Source organism: Paenibacillus humicola, assembly GCF_028826105.1.
GTDB lineage: Bacteria > Bacillota > Bacilli > Paenibacillales > Paenibacillaceae > Paenibacillus_Z > Paenibacillus_Z humicola.
Window position 1 is genome coordinate 3,853,613 of sequence record NZ_JAQGPL010000001.1, and the last position, 17,825, is coordinate 3,871,437.

A 17,825-nucleotide genomic window follows, 5' to 3' on the forward strand; every position below is an offset into this window, starting at 1 on the left:
ATCAGTTCTCCTCCATTTGCGCTGCCTTGATCCGCGGATCGACGATGCCGTAAATGATCTCGATCGTGAAGTTCGCCAGCAGCACGGTCATGGCGATGAGCAGCGTACAGCCGGAGATGAGCGGGTAATCGAGCTGGCGGATCGCCGTAAACAGCCAGGTGCCGATGCCCGGATAGCTGAAGACGATCTCGCAGATGAGCGATCCGCCGACCATCGTGCCGATCGACAGCGCAAGCCCGGTAATTTGCGGCAGCATGGCGTTCTTGAACACATAGCGGGCGACGCGCGAATCGCGGATGCCGAGCAGCTTGCTGTACAGCACGTAATCCGCGTTCAGCTCGTAAAGCGACATCTCCCGCATTCCGATCGCCTGCCCGCCGATGGCGACGAGCACGATGGACAGGAAAGGCAGCGTATGGTGCCGGATAACCGAGCCGATAAAATCGAGGCCGAAATGCGGCACCATCTGGAAGTCGTAGCCGCCGGAAATCGGAAACCATTTCAGCGTGATGCCGAGCAGGTAGAGAAGGATGATCGCCAGCGTGAAGAACGGAATCGAGTTGACGAACAGCGCCGCGGGAAACAGCACCTTGTCGAATACGCCCCGGCGGTACGCCGCGACCGCCCCCAGCACGTTGCCCAGAATCCAGCCGACGAGAATGGCCGGCAGCTGAAGCCCGACCGTCCACGGCACGGCGGATGCGAGGATATCCGAAACCTTCCGGGGATAAAGGCCGAACGAGGTGCCGAGATCTCCGGTGAACAAATGGCGCAAATAGATGCCGAACTGCACGTAGAGCGGCTTGTCGACGCCGAATTCCCGCATGAAGTTTTCGTACACCTTCTTGATCGAGTCGCTGTCCGTCATGCCCTGCGTCACCTGGGAGGCGATCGCGCTGACCGGGTTGCCTTCGATCAGCCTCGGCAGCAGAAAATTGAGCAGCAGCGCGATGAGCAGCGTAACCAGGTACCAGGCCGTTTTTTTCACAAAATATTTCGTATAGGCGTTCAAGCGGATATTCACCTCCGTAATGCGGCCGGCAAAAGCGCGGCCTGCGCGCGTCCGCACGAAGCGGGTCAGCCGCAGGCCGCCCATGATGTCAGCCGGAATAAGCGATTCTGTCTCACCACGGGTGTTATAAATCCGGAGTGTCTAGTTCGTGATTTGATACAGCGCTTTGATGCCCGCGCCGTCGATGGCGATTTGCGGCGGGATGTTGCTGCCGTCGCCGTCGACCGGGAAGCCCTTCCACACCGATTCGTTTACCGTATAGAACTCCCACGGCCGGTACATGAGCGGCACGGAGGGCACATCCGTCAGCCAGATTTTCGTCAGCTCCGTATACAGCTTCTTGGCGTCGTCGCCCTGCGCCGTCGGGATCTTCTCGATGATTTCGTCCGCCTGCGGGTTTTTGTAACGGCCCCAGTTCCAGAACGCCATCTCGCCGATGGGAGCGACGCCCTTCGAATACATGATGGTTCTGGCGCGGTTCCACGGGTTGCTCGGCGTGACGTTGCCGGCCGGCGTGTTCATGATGATATCGAATTTACCGGTTTGCAGGTCGTTGTTCCAAACGGGCTGCTCCGGAAATTTCGTGCGGATCTCGATGCCGATCGCCTTGGCGTTCTGCGCTACGATTTCAAGCGCGGCGTTCCAGTCCGACCAGCCGTACGGGCATTCCAGATCGTACGGCCCGAGCCGCTGGCCGTTCAGCACGCGGATGCCGTCCTTGCCCTTCTTTGCGCCGATGCTGTCGAGCAGCTTGTTGGCGCCGTCGACGTCGGTCGTCCACTGCAGCGGCTTGATTGCCGCCTGGTCGACGTATTGCGATTCCGACGGCGTATCCAGCGTCAGCGACGGCTTCATGTCGGCGGAATAGCCGCTCATCGCGAGCTGGGAAATTTTCTTGTAGTCGATCGCCATTGCGATCGCCCGGCGGACGCTCGCGTTGTCGAGACCCTTCTTCGACATATTGAAGAAAATCGACGGCATCGAGCCCGGCAGGTAATACGGCGCATCCTTCAAATACGTCTTGATAGGGGCTCCGCCTTCCCACATTTTCCATACCTGGGGCGTAAACTGCTGCGAGACGTCCACCTGGCCGTTCTTGAACGCCAGATCGCCGGCCGCGTTGTCTTTATAAATGACGTGCGTAATATATTTCGGCGCCGGCAGCTTGCCGAACAGCGCTTTGCCCCAATAATTGTCGTCGCGGATGAGCGTAATTTTCTGGTCGTTGTAGAAGTACATTTTGTACGGCCCGGTTCCGACCGGATTCGGGTTGAATTCCTTGCGGATCGCGGCCAGATCGTTGCCCGCCTTCTGCTCGATGGGCTCCCAAATATGCTTCGGCAGCATTGGGATGAGCTCGATGCTTTCCGTCACCGTCAGCTTGTTCGGGTTATCCGGCTTCATCGTGATTTTCACCGCGTTCGGACCGTCGGCGGCCACATCCTGGATGTAATCCCAGTAGCTAGTCCAGTTGATTTCATATTTCTGGCCGAGCTTGTACGTATAGACGACGTCGTCCGACGTGAACGGCTGGCCGTCGCTCCATTTGGCGTCCTTGTTCAGCTCGATACGCAGCGTTTTGTCGTCTGTCCATGTATACGAGCTGCCGAGCAGCGGCTCCAGCTTGCCGTCGTTCATATTGATCATAAACAACGTTTCGTAAATGAGCTCCCGCGAGTTCCCGTAGTTGATCGGAAACGCCGGATTGCCGCTCAGCAGGTTGAAGTTGGTCGGCGCTCCCCACTGCAGGCCGTTGATGTACAGCGTCTCGTTTCTCGGCGTCTCCTTCGCGTCTCCCGCGTTCCCCGGCCGGCTCCCGCTGTCCGGCGCCGAGGCCGTCCCCGCCGGTTCGCTGCTCGCGGAATCTGTCTGTTTCCCGCCCGTTTGCGCGTTTGTCTGCGACAGCGACGCTTGCGAGTTGGAGCATGCCGCCAGCATGGACATCATCAGCAGCAGGCCGGCAAGCATGACCGTAATCGCATTTCTTCTCATGTCTACCCTCTCCGATCTTTACAAAGTAGATGACCGCCAATCGTGCCAATCCTCCCGATAGTAGGTGTTCCCCCTTTGCTTCCCGCCCCGGTGCCGGAGCCGTATGGTAAACGTTTTCAGCAATTAGTATAGGCTTCGTCGGTCGTAACTGTAAATATCTGTATTTTTTAGATTATATCCGTATTTTTATGGTGGGCGGCTCGGATGACAAATGAGTTTTATCCGATTGAGGTGGGCGTGCCGGCCGGTTGGCAAAGATTAAGGACGACCGTGCCGGGCGTATGAGGATTATTGAGAGCGGGAGGCCACGAGCGGATGAGGAAGATTGAGGAACGGTGACAACGGTCGGACTAGGAAGATGGAGGACGAGCCGCCACGGCCAAATGAGCAGGATTGAGGGCAAGCCGTGACAACCGGATGAATCACAGAGGAACGTGCCGGCCGGATGCGGCTGCGCAGGTGCGGCAGCACAGCGCTTGACGTTTCCAGTCCGGCTGGCCCGGTTACGTGTTCAGAGAGCTTCCGCGCTCCTCTTTCGGCGGCATGATTTGCCGGGTCCTGCACGGCATGATGCGCCGGATCCCGTGTGGCACGATTTGCCGGGTCCTGCACGGCATGATGCGCCGGATCCCGTGTGGCACGATTTGCCGGGTCCCGTGCGGCAGCTCAGTCCGAGACGCTGTACGATTCCTGGATCTGCTGCGCAAGCCGGAGCGGCGACAGCTTCGAGCCCGGGGTGAGCAGCTCCTGCAGCCCACGGTCCATCGTCTGGACAACCTCGGGCGACAGGCGCGCATCGTAGACCGGGGTCATCTCCGCCCCGTTCAGCAGCGTTAAATAGGGGTCGAACAGCGCCGGGGACACGCTTTTGTCGTAGTCCGACGCATACGAGCCGGAGATGTCGCCCCGCTCCGCCGCCATATTCGCCGCCTCCGTGCCAGTCAGCAGCTTCACGAACTTGACCGCGGCCGCCAGCTTCTCCCCACTTAAATTCGCATTCAGCGCAATCGCCCAGCCCGAGCCGCCGGACACGGCATCCGCTGCGCCCCTGCCGCCTTTGACGGCCGGCAGTAACGCCAGGCGCGTCTGGTCCAGAATCGGCTTCGGCGCATCGGCCGCGACGGAGGAGACCGCCCAGCCTCCTTCGAGGAACATCGCGGCACTGCCGACGTAATACAAGGTCCGCTGCTGGATGTTGTCCAGCTTGTTGATGTCGCCGTTGAACGCGCCAAGATCGGCAAGCTCCTTGATCGCCGCCAGCGCATCGACGAACGGCTTGTCCGTAAATTTCGCTCCGCCGTGCGCGACGATGCTGCCGAACCAGTCCGTGCCGGCGAACCGGTCGCCGAGCGTGCTGAGCAGACATGACCCCGCCACCCACTGGTCCTTGTTTCCCATTGCGATCGGCGTGATGCCGAGCGCCTTGATTTTCCGGACGGCATCCACGAAGCCGTCCCAGGTCGACGGAAACGAATCGTAGCCGGCCTTTCGGAAAATGTCCGCGTTATAATAAACGATCGACGTCGCCGTCATTTGCATCGGGATGCCCGTGATCGCATCGCCGATCCGGAAATCGTCGAATGAGTCCGGTCGAAAGCCGCGCATCCATGCCGGATCGGCGGCCAGCAGGCCGTTAACGGGCATAATCCGCTTGTTGTCCAGAAACATTTTCGCGTCCGAGCCGAGCATCATGAAGACGTCCGGCAGCACGTTGCCGGCGGCAAGCGTTTTGATCTTCGTTTTGAGCGAAGCGTTGTCGAGAATGTCTTCGGATAAGTCGATGTCCGGATTGTCTTGTTGAAACCGTTCGATCAACTGCCGGTGGACGATATCGACGGCGGTGGTCGATGTCGTCGTCCACGAATCCGTCAGCGTCAGCCTGATGCTCTTATCCGTGCCGTCTACGGCCGCGTCCGCGCCGCCGATATCGCCGCCCGCGTCTGCGCACCCGGCCAGCGCCGAAGCAAAAACGAGCCAGAGGCAGAACAGCCTTACTGCGGTCCATAGGCTCAAGAAGCGTTCCCCCTTTTCCTTACTCCCGGGCCTGCCGGTTGCGGAAATCCATCGGCGAGCAGCCCGTATGCCGCTTAAACAGGAAAGAAAAATATTTGTAGTCCGGGCAGCCGACCTTTTTCGCGATTTCATACGTTTTCATCCGGGTATGCGCGAGCAGCCGCTTGGCTTCCTCCACCCGGATCCCGTTCAGCCACTTAATGAAGGTAACGCCCATCTCGTCCTTGAACACCTTGCTGAGGTAGGCCGGCGTGACGGAGACGTGGCCGGCCGCTTCCGCCAGCCCGAGCGGCTTGTCGTAATGGGCGGCGGCGTACCGCAGCACATCGCCGACTAATTTTCGCGCGTGCCCGGCCGCAGCAGCCGCAGCCTCTTCCTCGCCGCATACGAGAATCGCGCCTTTCCCGTGAAAGGCTTTATTCCGGACCGCTTTGACCGCCTCGTCCCAGCTGGCGGCAATGTCCGCAAGCTGCCGGACGGGCCGTCCGATTCCGATCGAGACGGACAACCGGAGGTACCGCAGCAGATTGGACTGTATGTCCCGGCAAACGGAGAGCGCGGATTCATCCGGACGCAGATTGACCAGACCGGTCAGCCGGCCGGGACCGGCGATGCTGGCAAACCCCGGGAAACGGGAAACGAGCGTCTCCTCCGCGATGTTCAGAAAGGCGAAATCGAACGCCTCCCGCTGCTTCCGGGACAGCTCCCGGCCCGGCCACTCGCCGTCCGCTTCGGCGGCGACGATCTGATAAGCCGGACCGCTCAGGTCGATGCCGAGCGTTTTCGCTTTATCGAGAATGTCCCCGGTGTCCGGTTTATTGTCGATCAGCCCGGTCATCAGCTTGGACTTGATCAGCGGCAGGCTTTCGTTCAGCAGCCGGGTCTTCACCAGCTCTCCCTGCTTGGCCAGCCGCCGGCTCAGCTCCGTATCCCGGATTTCGGAAAGCGCCGCAATCAGCTTCTCCGCAATGATCGGCTTCAGCAAATAGTGGCGGATGCCGATCGACATCGCTTCTTTGGCGTACTGGAAATCTTCATACCCGCTCAGCAGCACCATTTCGATGTCCGGATATTCGCTGCGGACCGTTTTGGCCAGCTCGATGCCCGACATGACGGGCATCCGGATATCCGTCAGGATCAGATCGACCGGCTGCCGGCCGAGCTTCTCGAGCGCCTCCTTGCCGTTTCGGGCTTCTGCAGCAATCGCAATGCCGTGCTCCTCCCAGTCGATCGAAGACCGAATGCCCCTGCGCACGATCATTTCGTCATCCACAATCATCACGTTAAACATCGGATACCGTTCCTTTCCGAAAAGGCTGTCTCACCGTTACGGCCGTCCCCTGCCCGGAAGCGCTGCGAAATTCGACGCCGTACCGGCTGCCGCAGTTCAGTTTGATGCGGTCGTGAATGTTTTTCAGTCCGAGCCCCCGCTGCTTCTCGGTCGGCCGGTCCAGCACCGCCTGAACGGAGGCCCCGTCGATCCCTTCCCCGTCGTCGCTCACCAGGTAGACCAAATCGTCCCCTTCGCGAAAAATGCGGATCTCGACTCTGCCGTCTCCTCCGCCAGGCTCGATGCCGTGCCGGATCGCATTTTCCACAATCGGCTGCAGCACCATCTTCGTCACCCTGCAGTCCCGCGTTTTCGGCTCAAGGTCGATGGAAAAGTCGATCGTCTCCTCGTACCGTTTTTGCTGAATGAGAATATAATGCTCGATATGCTCGACCTCCTTGGCGACCGTCGTAAACCGGCTGCCGCTGTTCAGCCCGATCCGGAACAGCTGGGATAAGGAGTTGACCATGACCGATGTCTCGTACGCCTGCTCCATCCGGCTCATCCAGTAAATCAGATCGAGGGTATTGTATAGAAAATGCGGGTTGATCTGCTCCTCAAGCGCCTTGAGCTCGGCATCCTTCTGCTTGAGCTTCGACACGTGAACCTCGTTGATCAGCTCGTTCAGCCGATGGGACATGCGGTTAAAGCTGCCGGCGAGCAGCGCGATTTCGTCGTTTCCCTGCACCTTCATTTCCAAATTGAAATTTTCCCGCTCCACCTGCCGCATCAACTCGCGAATCCGCTTCAGCGGCTCCAGCACCCGCGCCCCAAACAGCACGATAAACAGGACGCATACGGCAAGGCTGGCCGCGATCGAATAGAAGGTCACCCGCTTGATCGCATTGCCCGGCCCCGATATGAGCTTGTAAGGCGTCAGCTCGACGATATACCAGTTCTGCGTCGCCATCCGGTAGTAAATGGCCAGGTAGTTCTGTCCGCCGACCGTCGCGTTAAAATCGCCTTCCGTCCGGCTGTCCATGCCGGGACTCGTCAGATTGGGCTCGATCCGGCTGCCAATCCGGTCCGCCGGCAGCGCCGACAAAATATTTTTCTGCTGATCGATCAGGTAGAACAGGCTCTTTTCCTGCGATTTTGATTTTGTGCGGAACAATTCACGGACGGCGCTTTCGGGGACGTTGATTTTCAGCACGCCGAGCGAGCGGCCGATATCGTTGATGTCCCGAATATCCCGGATCATGGAGATGACCTTGATTTCCTGGTTCTGCACGAAAACGCTGTCAAAATACCAGCTGTCTTTCCCGTCGTACGCCTTCGCCTGCAGAAGCCGGTTATCCGGCACGAGATTGACCGCCCCACGGTTATCGACTCCGGTTTCGCTCAAATCCTGGATGTAAATGGAGTAAATGTATTTTTTGTTGAACGCCTGATCGTTCAGGACGGACAGAATCCGCGGGTAATCGAGCTGCCTGGTTTGCGGGTCCGGGGTGCTCAGGAAGTCCGCGATCTCGCGGTTCTGGATCAGATTCAGCGAGATCGTATTGACATCGCTTACAATTAAATCGAGATTGTTGGATATTTGCTTCGCGTTGATCAAATTCAGGTCGATCGTCTGGTCCCGGACGACTCTGATCGATTCGAAATACGAGAAGCCGCTCACGATCAACAGCGGGAAGACGGTCAGGACGACGGCAAAGAGCATGACCTTGGAACGGATGCTGAAAAACCGCTTTTTGAACACCATGCCGACACCACCGCTCCTCAAGGATGAGAAAAGATGTGCGAACATAAACTTTCCTCTAATGGTAAAATAAACACGCTTTCACGTAAATCCCCTTTTGTATTCGCTTCGTTCAGGGACGTTTCCTTCACAGGGCGGCGGATGGGGACGGCCGCTCCGGCGGCTCAGTTACTGCAGAGGTTCGCAGAAGGTAACGGGCGGCGCACGGCGTTTCCAGCGCAACGCAAAAAATCGCTCTTTGCCGATGCCGGGCCCGGCATTCGTGCAAAGAGCGATTCGATTTATCTATGCGGGACGCAGAAGGAAAAATCCGCGTCCTTACCCGGGAGAGAAACCGCAATCCGCGGATCAGGATGGACGGAAAACCAGCTTCAGGAGCGTCGATTGCCCCGCCGCCAGCGGCACGATAAGGTCGCCGCTGCAGTCCCGGGATTCGCCGGTCCACAGGTCGGTCGTGGTATATGCCGCGGATGCGCCCGCAGCCAAGCCGAGCCGCTCCGGCGAAATGCGCTTCCGCGCCGGAGCATGCTTGTCGTAATTGAAGACGGCAAGCACGATCCGCTCTTCCCCCTGCTCCCCGGTCCGCAAGAGAAAGACGTCGGCGGCCGCGGATCCCGTTCCGCTCTCTGCCGGCACGAACGTCCGGCCGAGCCGGGCCAGCGACAGCAGCTCCCCGTTGGCGAGCCATTCGGTCGCGCGGGCTCTTGCTTCCTCCCGGCGGAAATCGTCGCCCATCAGCAGGACGGTGCCGGCGATCGCCGAAGCGTTCAGTCGGCTGCGGCCTTCCTGCACGCCGGTTGCGTCCTGATTGTAGCTTTTGTACAGCACGGTATGATCGGGATCGTTGTACCGGTACAGCGTGCCATTCATCCACCAGCCGTAGGTGAGCGCGTTCAGCATATACTCCGTGTCCGCAAGCGTACCGAACGCGTCGCACGAGATGCGCCGGCTGTGGCCGTATCCGTGCGGAAAAAGCGGCGCGATCGACAGGTTGATATGGAACGGGCGGCCGATCCGTTCCGGCGCGAGGCCGCGGACGATCGCCTCCATGCCGAGGTTATAGGCCTGGATGCCCGTCTGAATCGAAGTGTCGTAATGGTTCCCCTCAAGCGCTCCATGACCGAGAAAATCCAGCTTGACGTATTCGAAGCCCCATTCCGCGAACCGCTTCAGATGATAATCGGTGCGCTGCAGGTTTCCGGGATGGGTCGGATCGATGGCCAATCCGCCGTCCAGCGGCGGCAGCACGCTGCCGGACCGGTCCTTCAGCAGCAGCTCCGCGTACGTATACCGGCCGCCGGTCCCTTCGACCTCGCGCTCCGTATCCTTGCCCCAGAAGGCGAACGGCGTCCAGTAAATTCCGGCCTTCTGCCCGTTGCTCCTGACGTGCGCGACCGCCTGCCGCAGCTGCTCGTCGGTAAGGCTGGTCCAGAAAGAGTCGAAATTGATATAAACGAACCCCTCGTTCTCGAACCCCTTCTCCTTCAGGCCGCGCAGAAAATCGGACGTCTTGACGTACACGTCGTAATCGAGCTTGTCGGCGACCGCCGACCAGCTGTTCCAGCCAAACGGCACGCCGTGCTCCCAAGGCAGCGCGGGCCGGATTGCGGCGTTGGCGCGGCCGAACGCCTCCAGCCCGTCGCGGTAATCGGCATAAGAGCCGGCGAAAATAACCGGCGACTGCACCGTGGCGCCCTTCACCGCGCCGTGCGGAATCGAATCGCGAGTCAGCTCGCCGGCCGCGCCGCCGTAGACCTCCAGCGTTTCGATGCGGTCTGCGGCCGCGGACGCCAGCTTGAGGCCGGTTTTCCATATGTCGTGCGAAACCGAGCCGAGCACGAGCCCTTTGCGCGAGAACGGGTCGTAAAACGCCGTCGCCTCATAGCTTTCCAGCTCGCCGGGAACCGGCACGGATGCATAGCGGACCCATTTGTCATTGTCGAACGGAACGAACAGGGCGCGCAGCTCGCGATCCTCCGGCAGCCCCAGACGAATGGCCCCTTCGCCAGGATTGACGGCGAACAGAGGCGCCATATAATTCGTCTCCGGCTCCTCGCCGGCCGCTCCGTACAGCTCGATGCCGACGGTGAGAAACGGCAAATTTTCATAAACCGTGAACAGCTGCCGGAGCGCCGGCCGGCCGGCTTTTCCGCCGGTATGCTCGACAGCGATCCGGATGCCGCGGCCGCCTGCGGCGTCTTCGACCACGCGCGCCACGTTATCGTTCGCGCGGTGTCCGGCATAATCCGCCGTCGTATTCACCGCCCCGCCCGTCAGGCGATAAGCCGAGACGATCGAGTTCAGCTCCGCTCCGTCGCGCCAGCGCACCCCAAACGTTCCGCCCTTCAAATCGGCGGTCAGCGTCAGGCAGCCGTTGTCCGCCGTAACCGCCCTTTCCCCGAACTCCACCTTCACTCCCAATTGCCTTGCATTCATACGGCACGCCATCCTCTCCATCGAATCATAACCGCGAAAAGACAAAATCCGCCCGGCAAAACGGCGCAAAGGGCAAGGCTTGCGCCCGCCCTTTGGCCAAACGATCCGGTTATTTCCACGATTCCAGACGCTTCTTGTAGTTGTCGGTAATGATGCCTTCCAATTTCTCGTCGCCCGCCGCCTTCATTTGCGCGAGCATGTCGTCGTACGTCTTTTTCGCTTCGGCTTCGGAGCCGGCGATGACGATTTTGGTAAGCGACTGCTTCATGATGTCCTGCACCTTCTGGTAGCTGAGCGAATCCGGCGATCCGCCCTCCGGTCCGAGGTTATCGTACGGCGACGTATCCCAGACGGAGTCGGACAGGTTTTTGATCGCCATCGCGTCGGTTTCGCCGCGGTTGAACGCCCCGATGCCGAGCGGCGTGCCGTCCGAGCCGTTGCCGTTCTTGACGAACCAGGTCCATTTGCTCATGCCGAGCTTCTTCGTCGTGCCGGCCCAGTCGTCCTTCAGCTGCTTCAGCACGTCGGGACGCGGCACGTGTTTGCCGTCCTTCATATCCCAGCTCTGGCCTTCGACGCCCCACATGAGCAGGTACTGCCCTTCTTCGCTGGCCAGGAAGTTGATGAATTTCATCGTCTCTTCCGGGTGCTTGTTGTTTTTCGAAATCGCGATGCCGTCCCAGCCGAGCGGACTGCGCGGGCCGAACGTCGTCTTGGACGGATCGACGCCGGGCGCCGCGACTTTATACGCGTACATTTCCTTGTCCTCGCCGCCGGATTTTTTCAGCACATTGTTGGCGTTGCCTACGTCCCAGTACGCGCCCGGCGTGGCGAACACGATGCCGTTGGACAGCTTCTGCTCCCACGTCTGGTTTTTGTTGACCGGCCAGTCGGACTCGATCAAGCCTTCGCGGTACAGCTTGTTCATGTACAGCAGCATCTCGAGGTATTTCGGGTCTTTGACGTCGAACTTCAGGTTTCCGTCCGCGTCCTCGTAATAGGCTTTCATGCCCCACATGCCTTTGAACGTGCCGAACAAGGCGCCCGTATTCTCGGCGGTGAAGGTCATCGGGATCGCCGCTTTGCCGTCGATGGTCGGATGCTTCGCCTTAAAATCCTTCAGCAGCTGCTCAAACTGGTCGGTCGTGAGCGGCTTGCCGCCTTCCGCGACGTCCGGAGCCAGCTCCTTCAAGAGGTCCTTGCGGATGTTCATGCCAAACACCGGAGTCGGGTCCATGCCGTACCAATTGGACAGGTAGTAGTTATTGCCGTCGGTGTAACGCGTCTTTGACAAAATGTCGCCGTACATCATCTTGACATCCGGACCGAACTTGTCGATCAGGTCGTTCAGCGGAATGATCGCGCCGGCGGCGATATATTTGTTGATGATATCCCCGCTTCGGGTCATCAGGATGACGTCGGGCAAATCGCCGCTCGCCAGCATCAGGTTCAGCTTCTCCTGCGGATTGCCGGTCGGCTGCTGGATTTCGACCTTGACGCCGGTGCGCTTCATGATTTCCTGAGCGACCGGATCGTCGAAAGCGTCGCCCCGGTTCTGGTCGAAAAAGGTGACCGTAATCGGTTCCGCCGATTTGCCGGCGCCGCCGTCCGTCTGGCCGGCCGTTCCGCCGGAGCCCTCATTCTGTCCGCCGTTCGCCCCGTTCGAGCCGCCGCAGCCGGCGAGCAGCGCGGGCGCAAGCGACAGCGCGAGCAGCGCCGTCGCGATACGTTTTTTCTTCATGGTTCCTATCCCCCTGCATGGAATGTAAGATGGAATGAAACGGCTGTCAAGCCCGTCTCGGCATGCGCAGGCCGTGCGCCTGAATCCGGCCGGCGCTCCCCCCTTTCAATATCGCTGCGTCCGGGTCAGCTCTTCACCGCTCCGAGCGTCATGCCTTTGACAAAATAGCGCTGCAGGAACGGGTAGACCAGCACGATCGGCAGCGTCGCCACGACCGTCGCCGCCATCCGGATCGTATCGGAGGACACGGCGAGCCGCTTCGCGGAGTCGGCCAGCTTCTGCGCGTCCGATACCATGCTTCCGGTCTGGTATTGGTTCAAAATTTTGACCAGCACCGCCTGCAGCGTTTTCAGGCTCGATTTGTAGGTGAACGCGTACGAGTCGAACCAGGCGTTCCAGTGGCCGACAGCGGTAAACAGCGCGATCGTCGCAAGCACCGGCATCGTCAGCGGGAAGATGACCCGGAAGAAAATTTGCAGGTCGTTGGCGCCGTCGATTTTCGCCGATTCGACCATTTCCTGCGGCAGCTGCTCGATGTACGTCCGAACCAGGATCATGTAGAACACGTTGACCAGCCCCGGCAAAATGAACACCCAGAACGTATCGATCAAATGAACCGTTTTCAGCACCATATAATACGGGATGAGACCGCCGCCGAAATACATCGTGAAAATAAAATAGAGCGTGACCGGGCGGCGCATCACCAGATCGCGGTTGCTGAGCGGGTACGCCAGCAGGCTGATCACAACCACCGAAAGCGGCGTGCCGATGACGGTGCGCGCAACCGTCACCCACACGGCGTGCATGATTTCGCTGTCGGTCAAAATTTCCTTGTAGCTGGTGAAGGTCAGTTCCCTCGGCCAGAAATAAATGCCGCCCTTGATCGTATCGGACGCGCTGTTGACGGACAGCACGAGCACGTTCCAGAACGGGTAGAACGTCACGAAGACGACCGCGAGCAGAAAGGCGTAGACGACGCCGGCGTACAGCATATCCCCCATGGACCTGCTTTTCATGCGATTCTTCCTTCCGTCGGGTTTTAGAATAACGACTGGTCGTTAACTTTTTTCGCCAGGCGGTTGACCATCAGCACCAGCAGAAACGCGACGACCGATTTAAACATGCCGACGGCGGCCGCATACGAAAACATGCTGTTCTGCAGGCCGTACCGGTACGTGTACGTATCGATGACATCGGAATATTTGAGCACGAGGTCGTTCTGCATCAAATACTGCTGGTCGAAACCGGCGTTCAGCACGCCGCCGACGGCGAGAATGAGCAGGATGACGATCGTCGGCCGCAGCGCAGGCAGCGTGATATAGCGCGTAAGCTTCATCCGCGTGGCGCCGTCCACCTTCGCCGCTTCATACAGCTCGGGATTGATGGAGGCGATGCCGGCCAAGTACATGATGGCGTTAAACCCCATATCCTTCCACATGTTGGAGGAAGCGATGATCCACCAAAAGTAATGCCCGTGCTGGAAAAAGGCGACCGGCTCATCGGTAATATGCAGCAGCATCAGCACCTTGTTGACGAGCCCCTGCGACGACAGCAGCGTAATGATGATGTTTGCCGCGATAACCCATGATATAAAGTGCGGCAAATACGAGATCGTTTGGAAGATTTTTTTGAAAAAGCCGCTTCGCACCTCGTTGATGGCGAGCGCGAGAATGATCGGCGCCGGAAAGCCGAGCAGCAGGCTGAGCAGGCTCTGCGCCAGCGTATTGCGCATCACGATCCAGAAATCGCCGTTATTGAAAAAATAACGGAACCATTCGAGCCCGACAAATTTGCCGTGAAAAAACGATCCGAAGAACGAGCCGCCCGGCTGGTAGTTGATAAACGCCATATATAGACCGAACATCGGCGCGTATGAAAACACCAGCGTGCATACGAAAGCCGGCACGATCATCAGCCATAAATATTTTTGCTGCGCCAGCCGCCTCCAAACGGCGGTCCTTCTGCCGGGAAGCGGCACAGGGCGCGGCGATTGTTCCGCAAAGGCTTTCACAAACGATTCTCCCCCCGATAATGACGATCTGAAACGTACTTCCATTATAGGGGCCTGCTTCGGGCGGATTCCATGCAAACATCCTCCGATCCATGCCTCAAACCGCCGGGAATTGCTGGGATGCGTTGTTGAAATGCGGCAGAATGAATACAATGAAATCATCAGCCACTTAACGACCAGTCAATGAAGGACGTGAACGACGCATGTATTCCATCTTGCTTGCGGATGACGAAAGCATGGAATTGGAAACGCTTACCGATTATGTGCCCTGGGAAACGATGGGGATTAAAGTCGCCGGCGCCGCCAAGAACGGCCGGGAAGCGCTAGACCTGACCCGCCGGCTCGATCCCGACATCATTCTGACCGATGTCCGGATGCCGATTATGGACGGTCTCGAGTTCGCCAAGCGGGCGAAGCAGCTCAGCAAACGGGTGAAAATCGTGTTTTTGAGCGGCCACGACGAATTTCAATATATTAAAGCCGCGCTCTCCGTCGAAGCGTCCGGCTATTTGCTCAAGCCGCTCGATCTCGATGAGCTGACGCAGCTCATGGAGAAGGTGAAGGCGAAATGCGAGGAAGCGAAGCTTGCGGAGCGCTCGCAGGAGGTCGTGCGCGAGAAGCTGCTGCGCCGGCTGCTGATCGAAGAATCGGCGGCGCGCCGAACGGAGCTGGCGGCCAAGCTGAAGCTGCTGGCCGGCGCCGGGCTGCCCGCCCGCGGCCCGTACCGGGCGGCGTTCCTGTCCGTCTCCCGCTCGACCCGCGACAGCGTCCGGGACGCCGCCATGCCCGCCCCGCTTGAGCGCAGCATCGCCGACGCGGTGCACGGCCGCCTGCGGGCGCTCGGCTACGGCGGCATGCTGATCGACTGGGAGAGCGGCACGTTCGCCGGCCTCTATCCCGATTCCGGCGGCGGCCGGGAAATTTGGCTGCAGCTGCAGAAGCTGATCGCGGACGATTTTCCCGTCTCGCTGACGATCGGCGTATCCCGTCCGGGCGACGGGACGGCGGACGCCTACGGCTTATTCCGGGAGGCGAAGGCGTCCGCCGGCCACGCGTTTTATTACGGGCACGGCTCGCTGCTGCCCGCCGAGGAGCTGCCCCCGCCTCAGCAGGGCGAAATCGGCATCGAAGCCCACTTCACGGCGCTGTGCCGCACGATCGGCCATTTGCGCGCGGACGAGATGGAAGCCGAAATCGCGGCTTTTACCGCCCAATTGCGGGAGCTGCACGTCCACCCGAACCTGGCACGTTCGGCGGCGGTCCGCCTGATCACCGCGGTCGAGCACCATTTTCAGGCGGCATTCAAGGAGCTGCAGGCCGGCTCGTTCGGCAGCGAGCGGGAAATTATGAACCGCTGCGGCACGCTGGACGAAATCGGCGAGCATCTGAGCCACGTGTGTCGAAGCCTGATCATCTCGCTGTCGGAGAAGGACAAGGACCGCCACCTTCATATCGCCCGGCATATTCAGGACATCATCGACCGGAAATACCGTGATCCGCTCACGATCGAGGATATCGCCAAGGAAATCTATTTGTCCCCGAACTATATCCGCACGATCTTCAAGGAGAAAACGGGCCGGACGATTCTCGAGGCGGTCACGGAGAAGCGGATGGAACGGGCGAGCGGGCTGCTGGCGGACAAATCGCTCAAAATACACGACATCTCGGCTCTCGTCGGCTATGAGAACGCGTCGTATTTTTGCTCGGTGTTCCAAAAATATACAGGTCTGACGCCCAATCAATTCCGGAAGCAGCATTATTGATGAGGCGAAGCATGTTCGCAAGCCGTCTGAGACGGCTGTTTTCCCGCCTGCTGATCCGTCCTTTCGTCGATATGCGGCTGCGCAACAAGCTGTTTGTCGTCCTCGGCTTGGTGTCCGTCGGACCGATGCTGTTCTTTGCCGTCTATTCCTATGAGAAAATGAAGAGCGAGCTGACGCGCCAGACATACGCCAGCATGGAGCTGACGACCGCGCAGATCAGCGCCAATCTGAAAATGAAGCTGGACGCGTACAGCAAGGTGTCCTCTTCCCTGTACCTGGACCCGCGCCTGCGCGATTACCTGTCGCAAAATTACGCGAACAGCAAGGCTTACGTCGACGCGTACGATTACATCGACAACACGTTCCGGAACGTGCTCGTCACGAATGCGGACATTTCCGCCATTACGGTCTACACGACCAACCGGACGCTTCCGGTCGACGAGGTATTCATCAAGCGTCCGGACGCGGAAGCGCTGAACAGCCCGTGGTACGCTGCGGCAATCAAGTCCTTCGGCAACGTCACGTTCACCGCCATGCCCGCCGTCCGCCCGGCGGACGGGGAGGCCGAGAAGGGCATCCGGGAAGCCAAGCCGTCGCGCATCGTGCTCGCCCGCCTGCTCGACAACAGCAGCCTGAACTTTCCGTACGGCATCCTTACCATCGATATCCCCGAACCGGATATTTATGCGCTGATGGAGAAGGAAAACCAGAACAAGGAGCTGTTTATCGTCACGGGGGACGGCACGATCATTTCCGGCAAGGATAAGCGCATGCTGAACCGCAAGCTGAACGAATTCGTCGAAGGCGGCGAATTTACCGGCCAGACGGGCAGCTTCATGGGCCAGTATGAAGGCGCCAAAGTTTACGTGGTCTACAACACGATCGACAATGGCTGGCGAACCGTTTCGGTCGTGTCCTACGACAGCCTGCTGGCGAACGTGAAAATCGCTTTCTCCCGCCTGTTTACGATGGCTGCCGCCAGCTTTGCGCTTTCGGTCATCCTCATTTATATTACCGCCCGCCTGTTTACGAAGCGGATCGAACGGCTCCTGCTGCTTACCCGGCGGGTCGAGCGCGAGGATTTCAACGTGCCGGCGGTGCCGGCCGGCCACGACGAGGTCGGCCAGCTCGCATTCGCGATGGTAAAGATGGCCGGGCGGATGAAAGAGCTGATCAACGAGGTGTACAAAAAGGAGATCGCCAAGAAGGAAGCGGAGATGAACATGCTGCAGGCGCAGATTAATCCGCATTTTCTGTACAATACGCTCGCCTCCATCTCCTCGCTTGCGATACGCAGCGGGGACCGCAGAATCCAGGACATGGTGACGCATCTGGCGAAGTTTTACCGCATTTCGCTGAACAAAGGCAAAACGATCGTCAGCCTCGGCGAAGAGCTGAAGCTGACGAAATCGTATCTTTCCATCCAGCAGCTCCGCTTCGACGGGCTGATTCATCTTCATTACGAGGTGGACGAGGCGGCCTGTCCGTATCCCGTCGTCAAGCTGATGCTGCAGCCGTTTATCGAAAATGCGATCCATCACGCGATTTGGGACGACGAATCCGGCATTACGATAATCATCAAAGCGCGGATCGAAGACGGGCAGCTCGTACTCGAGGTGATCGACGACGGCATGGGCATGCGCCCCGAGACGCTCGGGCGGATCCGGACGGCGGACGACGGAAGCTCGCCGGGCTACGGCATCCGCAATGTCGACAGGCGCATCAAGATGACGTTCGGCGACGAATACGGCGTCCGTATCCACAGCCGTTTCGGCATCGGGACCGCGGTGCAGATCCGCATTCCGCTGCACGGTCCGCTGTAACG

11 protein-coding genes are annotated in these 17,825 nt (G+C 59.3%); 2 read left to right on the forward strand and 9 right to left on the reverse strand.

The window, feature by feature from the left end; translation table 11 throughout:
• Position 1: 1 nt before the first annotated feature.
• The 9 genes from PD282_RS17890 to PD282_RS17930 form a co-directional block, all read right to left on the reverse strand.
• On the reverse strand, positions 2–1,012 hold the full coding sequence (locus PD282_RS17890) for an ABC transporter permease (RefSeq protein ID WP_338045253.1): 1,011 nt from the start codon (positions 1,010–1,012) through the stop codon (positions 2–4).
• A gap of 141 nt (positions 1,013–1,153) precedes the next feature.
• Positions 1,154–3,004: an ABC transporter substrate-binding protein gene (locus PD282_RS17895; RefSeq protein WP_274652004.1), complete on the reverse strand. Its 1,851-nt coding sequence runs from the start codon at positions 3,002–3,004 to the stop codon at positions 1,154–1,156.
• A gap of 666 nt (positions 3,005–3,670) precedes the next feature.
• Positions 3,671–5,017 (reverse strand): extracellular solute-binding protein, encoded by a 1,347-nt coding sequence (locus tag PD282_RS17900; RefSeq protein ID WP_274652005.1) that lies wholly within the window; start codon positions 5,015–5,017, stop codon positions 3,671–3,673.
• A gap of 19 nt (positions 5,018–5,036) precedes the next feature.
• Positions 5,037–6,308: a response regulator gene (locus PD282_RS17905; protein ID WP_274652006.1), complete on the reverse strand. Its 1,272-nt coding sequence runs from the start codon at positions 6,306–6,308 to the stop codon at positions 5,037–5,039.
• Entirely contained in the window at positions 6,301–8,052 is a 1,752-nt protein-coding gene (locus PD282_RS17910; RefSeq protein ID WP_274652007.1) for a sensor histidine kinase, read from the reverse strand. Before PD282_RS17910 ends, PD282_RS17905 begins: the two co-directional genes overlap by 8 nt.
• Positions 8,053–8,397: 345 nt before the next feature.
• Positions 8,398–10,485: an alpha-amylase family protein gene (locus PD282_RS17915; protein WP_274652008.1), complete on the reverse strand. Its 2,088-nt coding sequence runs from the start codon at positions 10,483–10,485 to the stop codon at positions 8,398–8,400.
• Between the two features lie 109 nt (positions 10,486–10,594).
• Complete coding sequence (locus tag PD282_RS17920; RefSeq protein ID WP_274652009.1) at positions 10,595–12,226, reverse strand: extracellular solute-binding protein; 1,632 nt, start codon at positions 12,224–12,226, stop codon at positions 10,595–10,597.
• A 125-nt stretch (positions 12,227–12,351) separates the two neighbouring features.
• Positions 12,352–13,242, reverse strand: a complete 891-nt coding sequence (locus PD282_RS17925; protein ID WP_274652010.1) for a carbohydrate ABC transporter permease — start codon at positions 13,240–13,242, stop codon at positions 12,352–12,354.
• Positions 13,243–13,265: 23 nt separating this feature from the next.
• A complete protein-coding gene (locus PD282_RS17930; protein WP_420832308.1) occupies positions 13,266–14,237 on the reverse strand; it encodes an ABC transporter permease in 972 nt (323 codons plus the stop codon).
• 203 nt (positions 14,238–14,440) lie between these two features.
• Here PD282_RS17930 and PD282_RS17935 point away from each other — a divergent pair, with 203 nt between their 5' ends.
• Together PD282_RS17935 and PD282_RS17940 are read left to right on the forward strand one after the other, a co-directional pair.
• Positions 14,441–16,000: a response regulator gene (locus tag PD282_RS17935; protein WP_274652011.1), complete on the forward strand. Its 1,560-nt coding sequence runs from the start codon at positions 14,441–14,443 to the stop codon at positions 15,998–16,000.
• A gap of 11 nt (positions 16,001–16,011) precedes the next feature.
• Complete coding sequence (locus PD282_RS17940; RefSeq protein ID WP_274652012.1) at positions 16,012–17,823, forward strand: cache domain-containing sensor histidine kinase; 1,812 nt, start codon at positions 16,012–16,014, stop codon at positions 17,821–17,823.
• The last annotated feature ends 2 nt before the right edge of the window (positions 17,824–17,825 follow it).

What these genes read in the sequence shown, in the direction of transcription:
- PD282_RS17895 (WP_274652004.1), bottom strand. Translation starts at nt 3,004, where the DNA reads ATGAGAAGAAATGCGATTACGGTCATGCTTGCCGGCCTGCTGCTGATG.
- PD282_RS17905 (WP_274652006.1), bottom strand. Translation starts at nt 6,308, where the DNA reads ATGTTTAACGTGATGATTGTGGATGACGAAATGATCGTGCGCAGGGGC.
- PD282_RS17910 (WP_274652007.1), bottom strand. Translation starts at nt 8,052, where the DNA reads ATGGTGTTCAAAAAGCGGTTTTTCAGCATCCGTTCCAAGGTCATGCTC.
- PD282_RS17915 (WP_274652008.1), bottom strand. Translation starts at nt 10,485, where the DNA reads ATGAATGCAAGGCAATTGGGAGTGAAGGTGGAGTTCGGGGAAAGGGCG.
- PD282_RS17920 (WP_274652009.1), bottom strand. Translation starts at nt 12,226, where the DNA reads ATGAAGAAAAAACGTATCGCGACGGCGCTGCTCGCGCTGTCGCTTGCG.
- PD282_RS17925 (WP_274652010.1), bottom strand. Translation starts at nt 13,242, where the DNA reads ATGAAAAGCAGGTCCATGGGGGATATGCTGTACGCCGGCGTCGTCTAC.
- PD282_RS17935 (WP_274652011.1), top strand. Translation starts at nt 14,441, where the DNA reads ATGTATTCCATCTTGCTTGCGGATGACGAAAGCATGGAATTGGAAACG.
- PD282_RS17940 (WP_274652012.1), top strand. Translation starts at nt 16,012, where the DNA reads ATGTTCGCAAGCCGTCTGAGACGGCTGTTTTCCCGCCTGCTGATCCGT.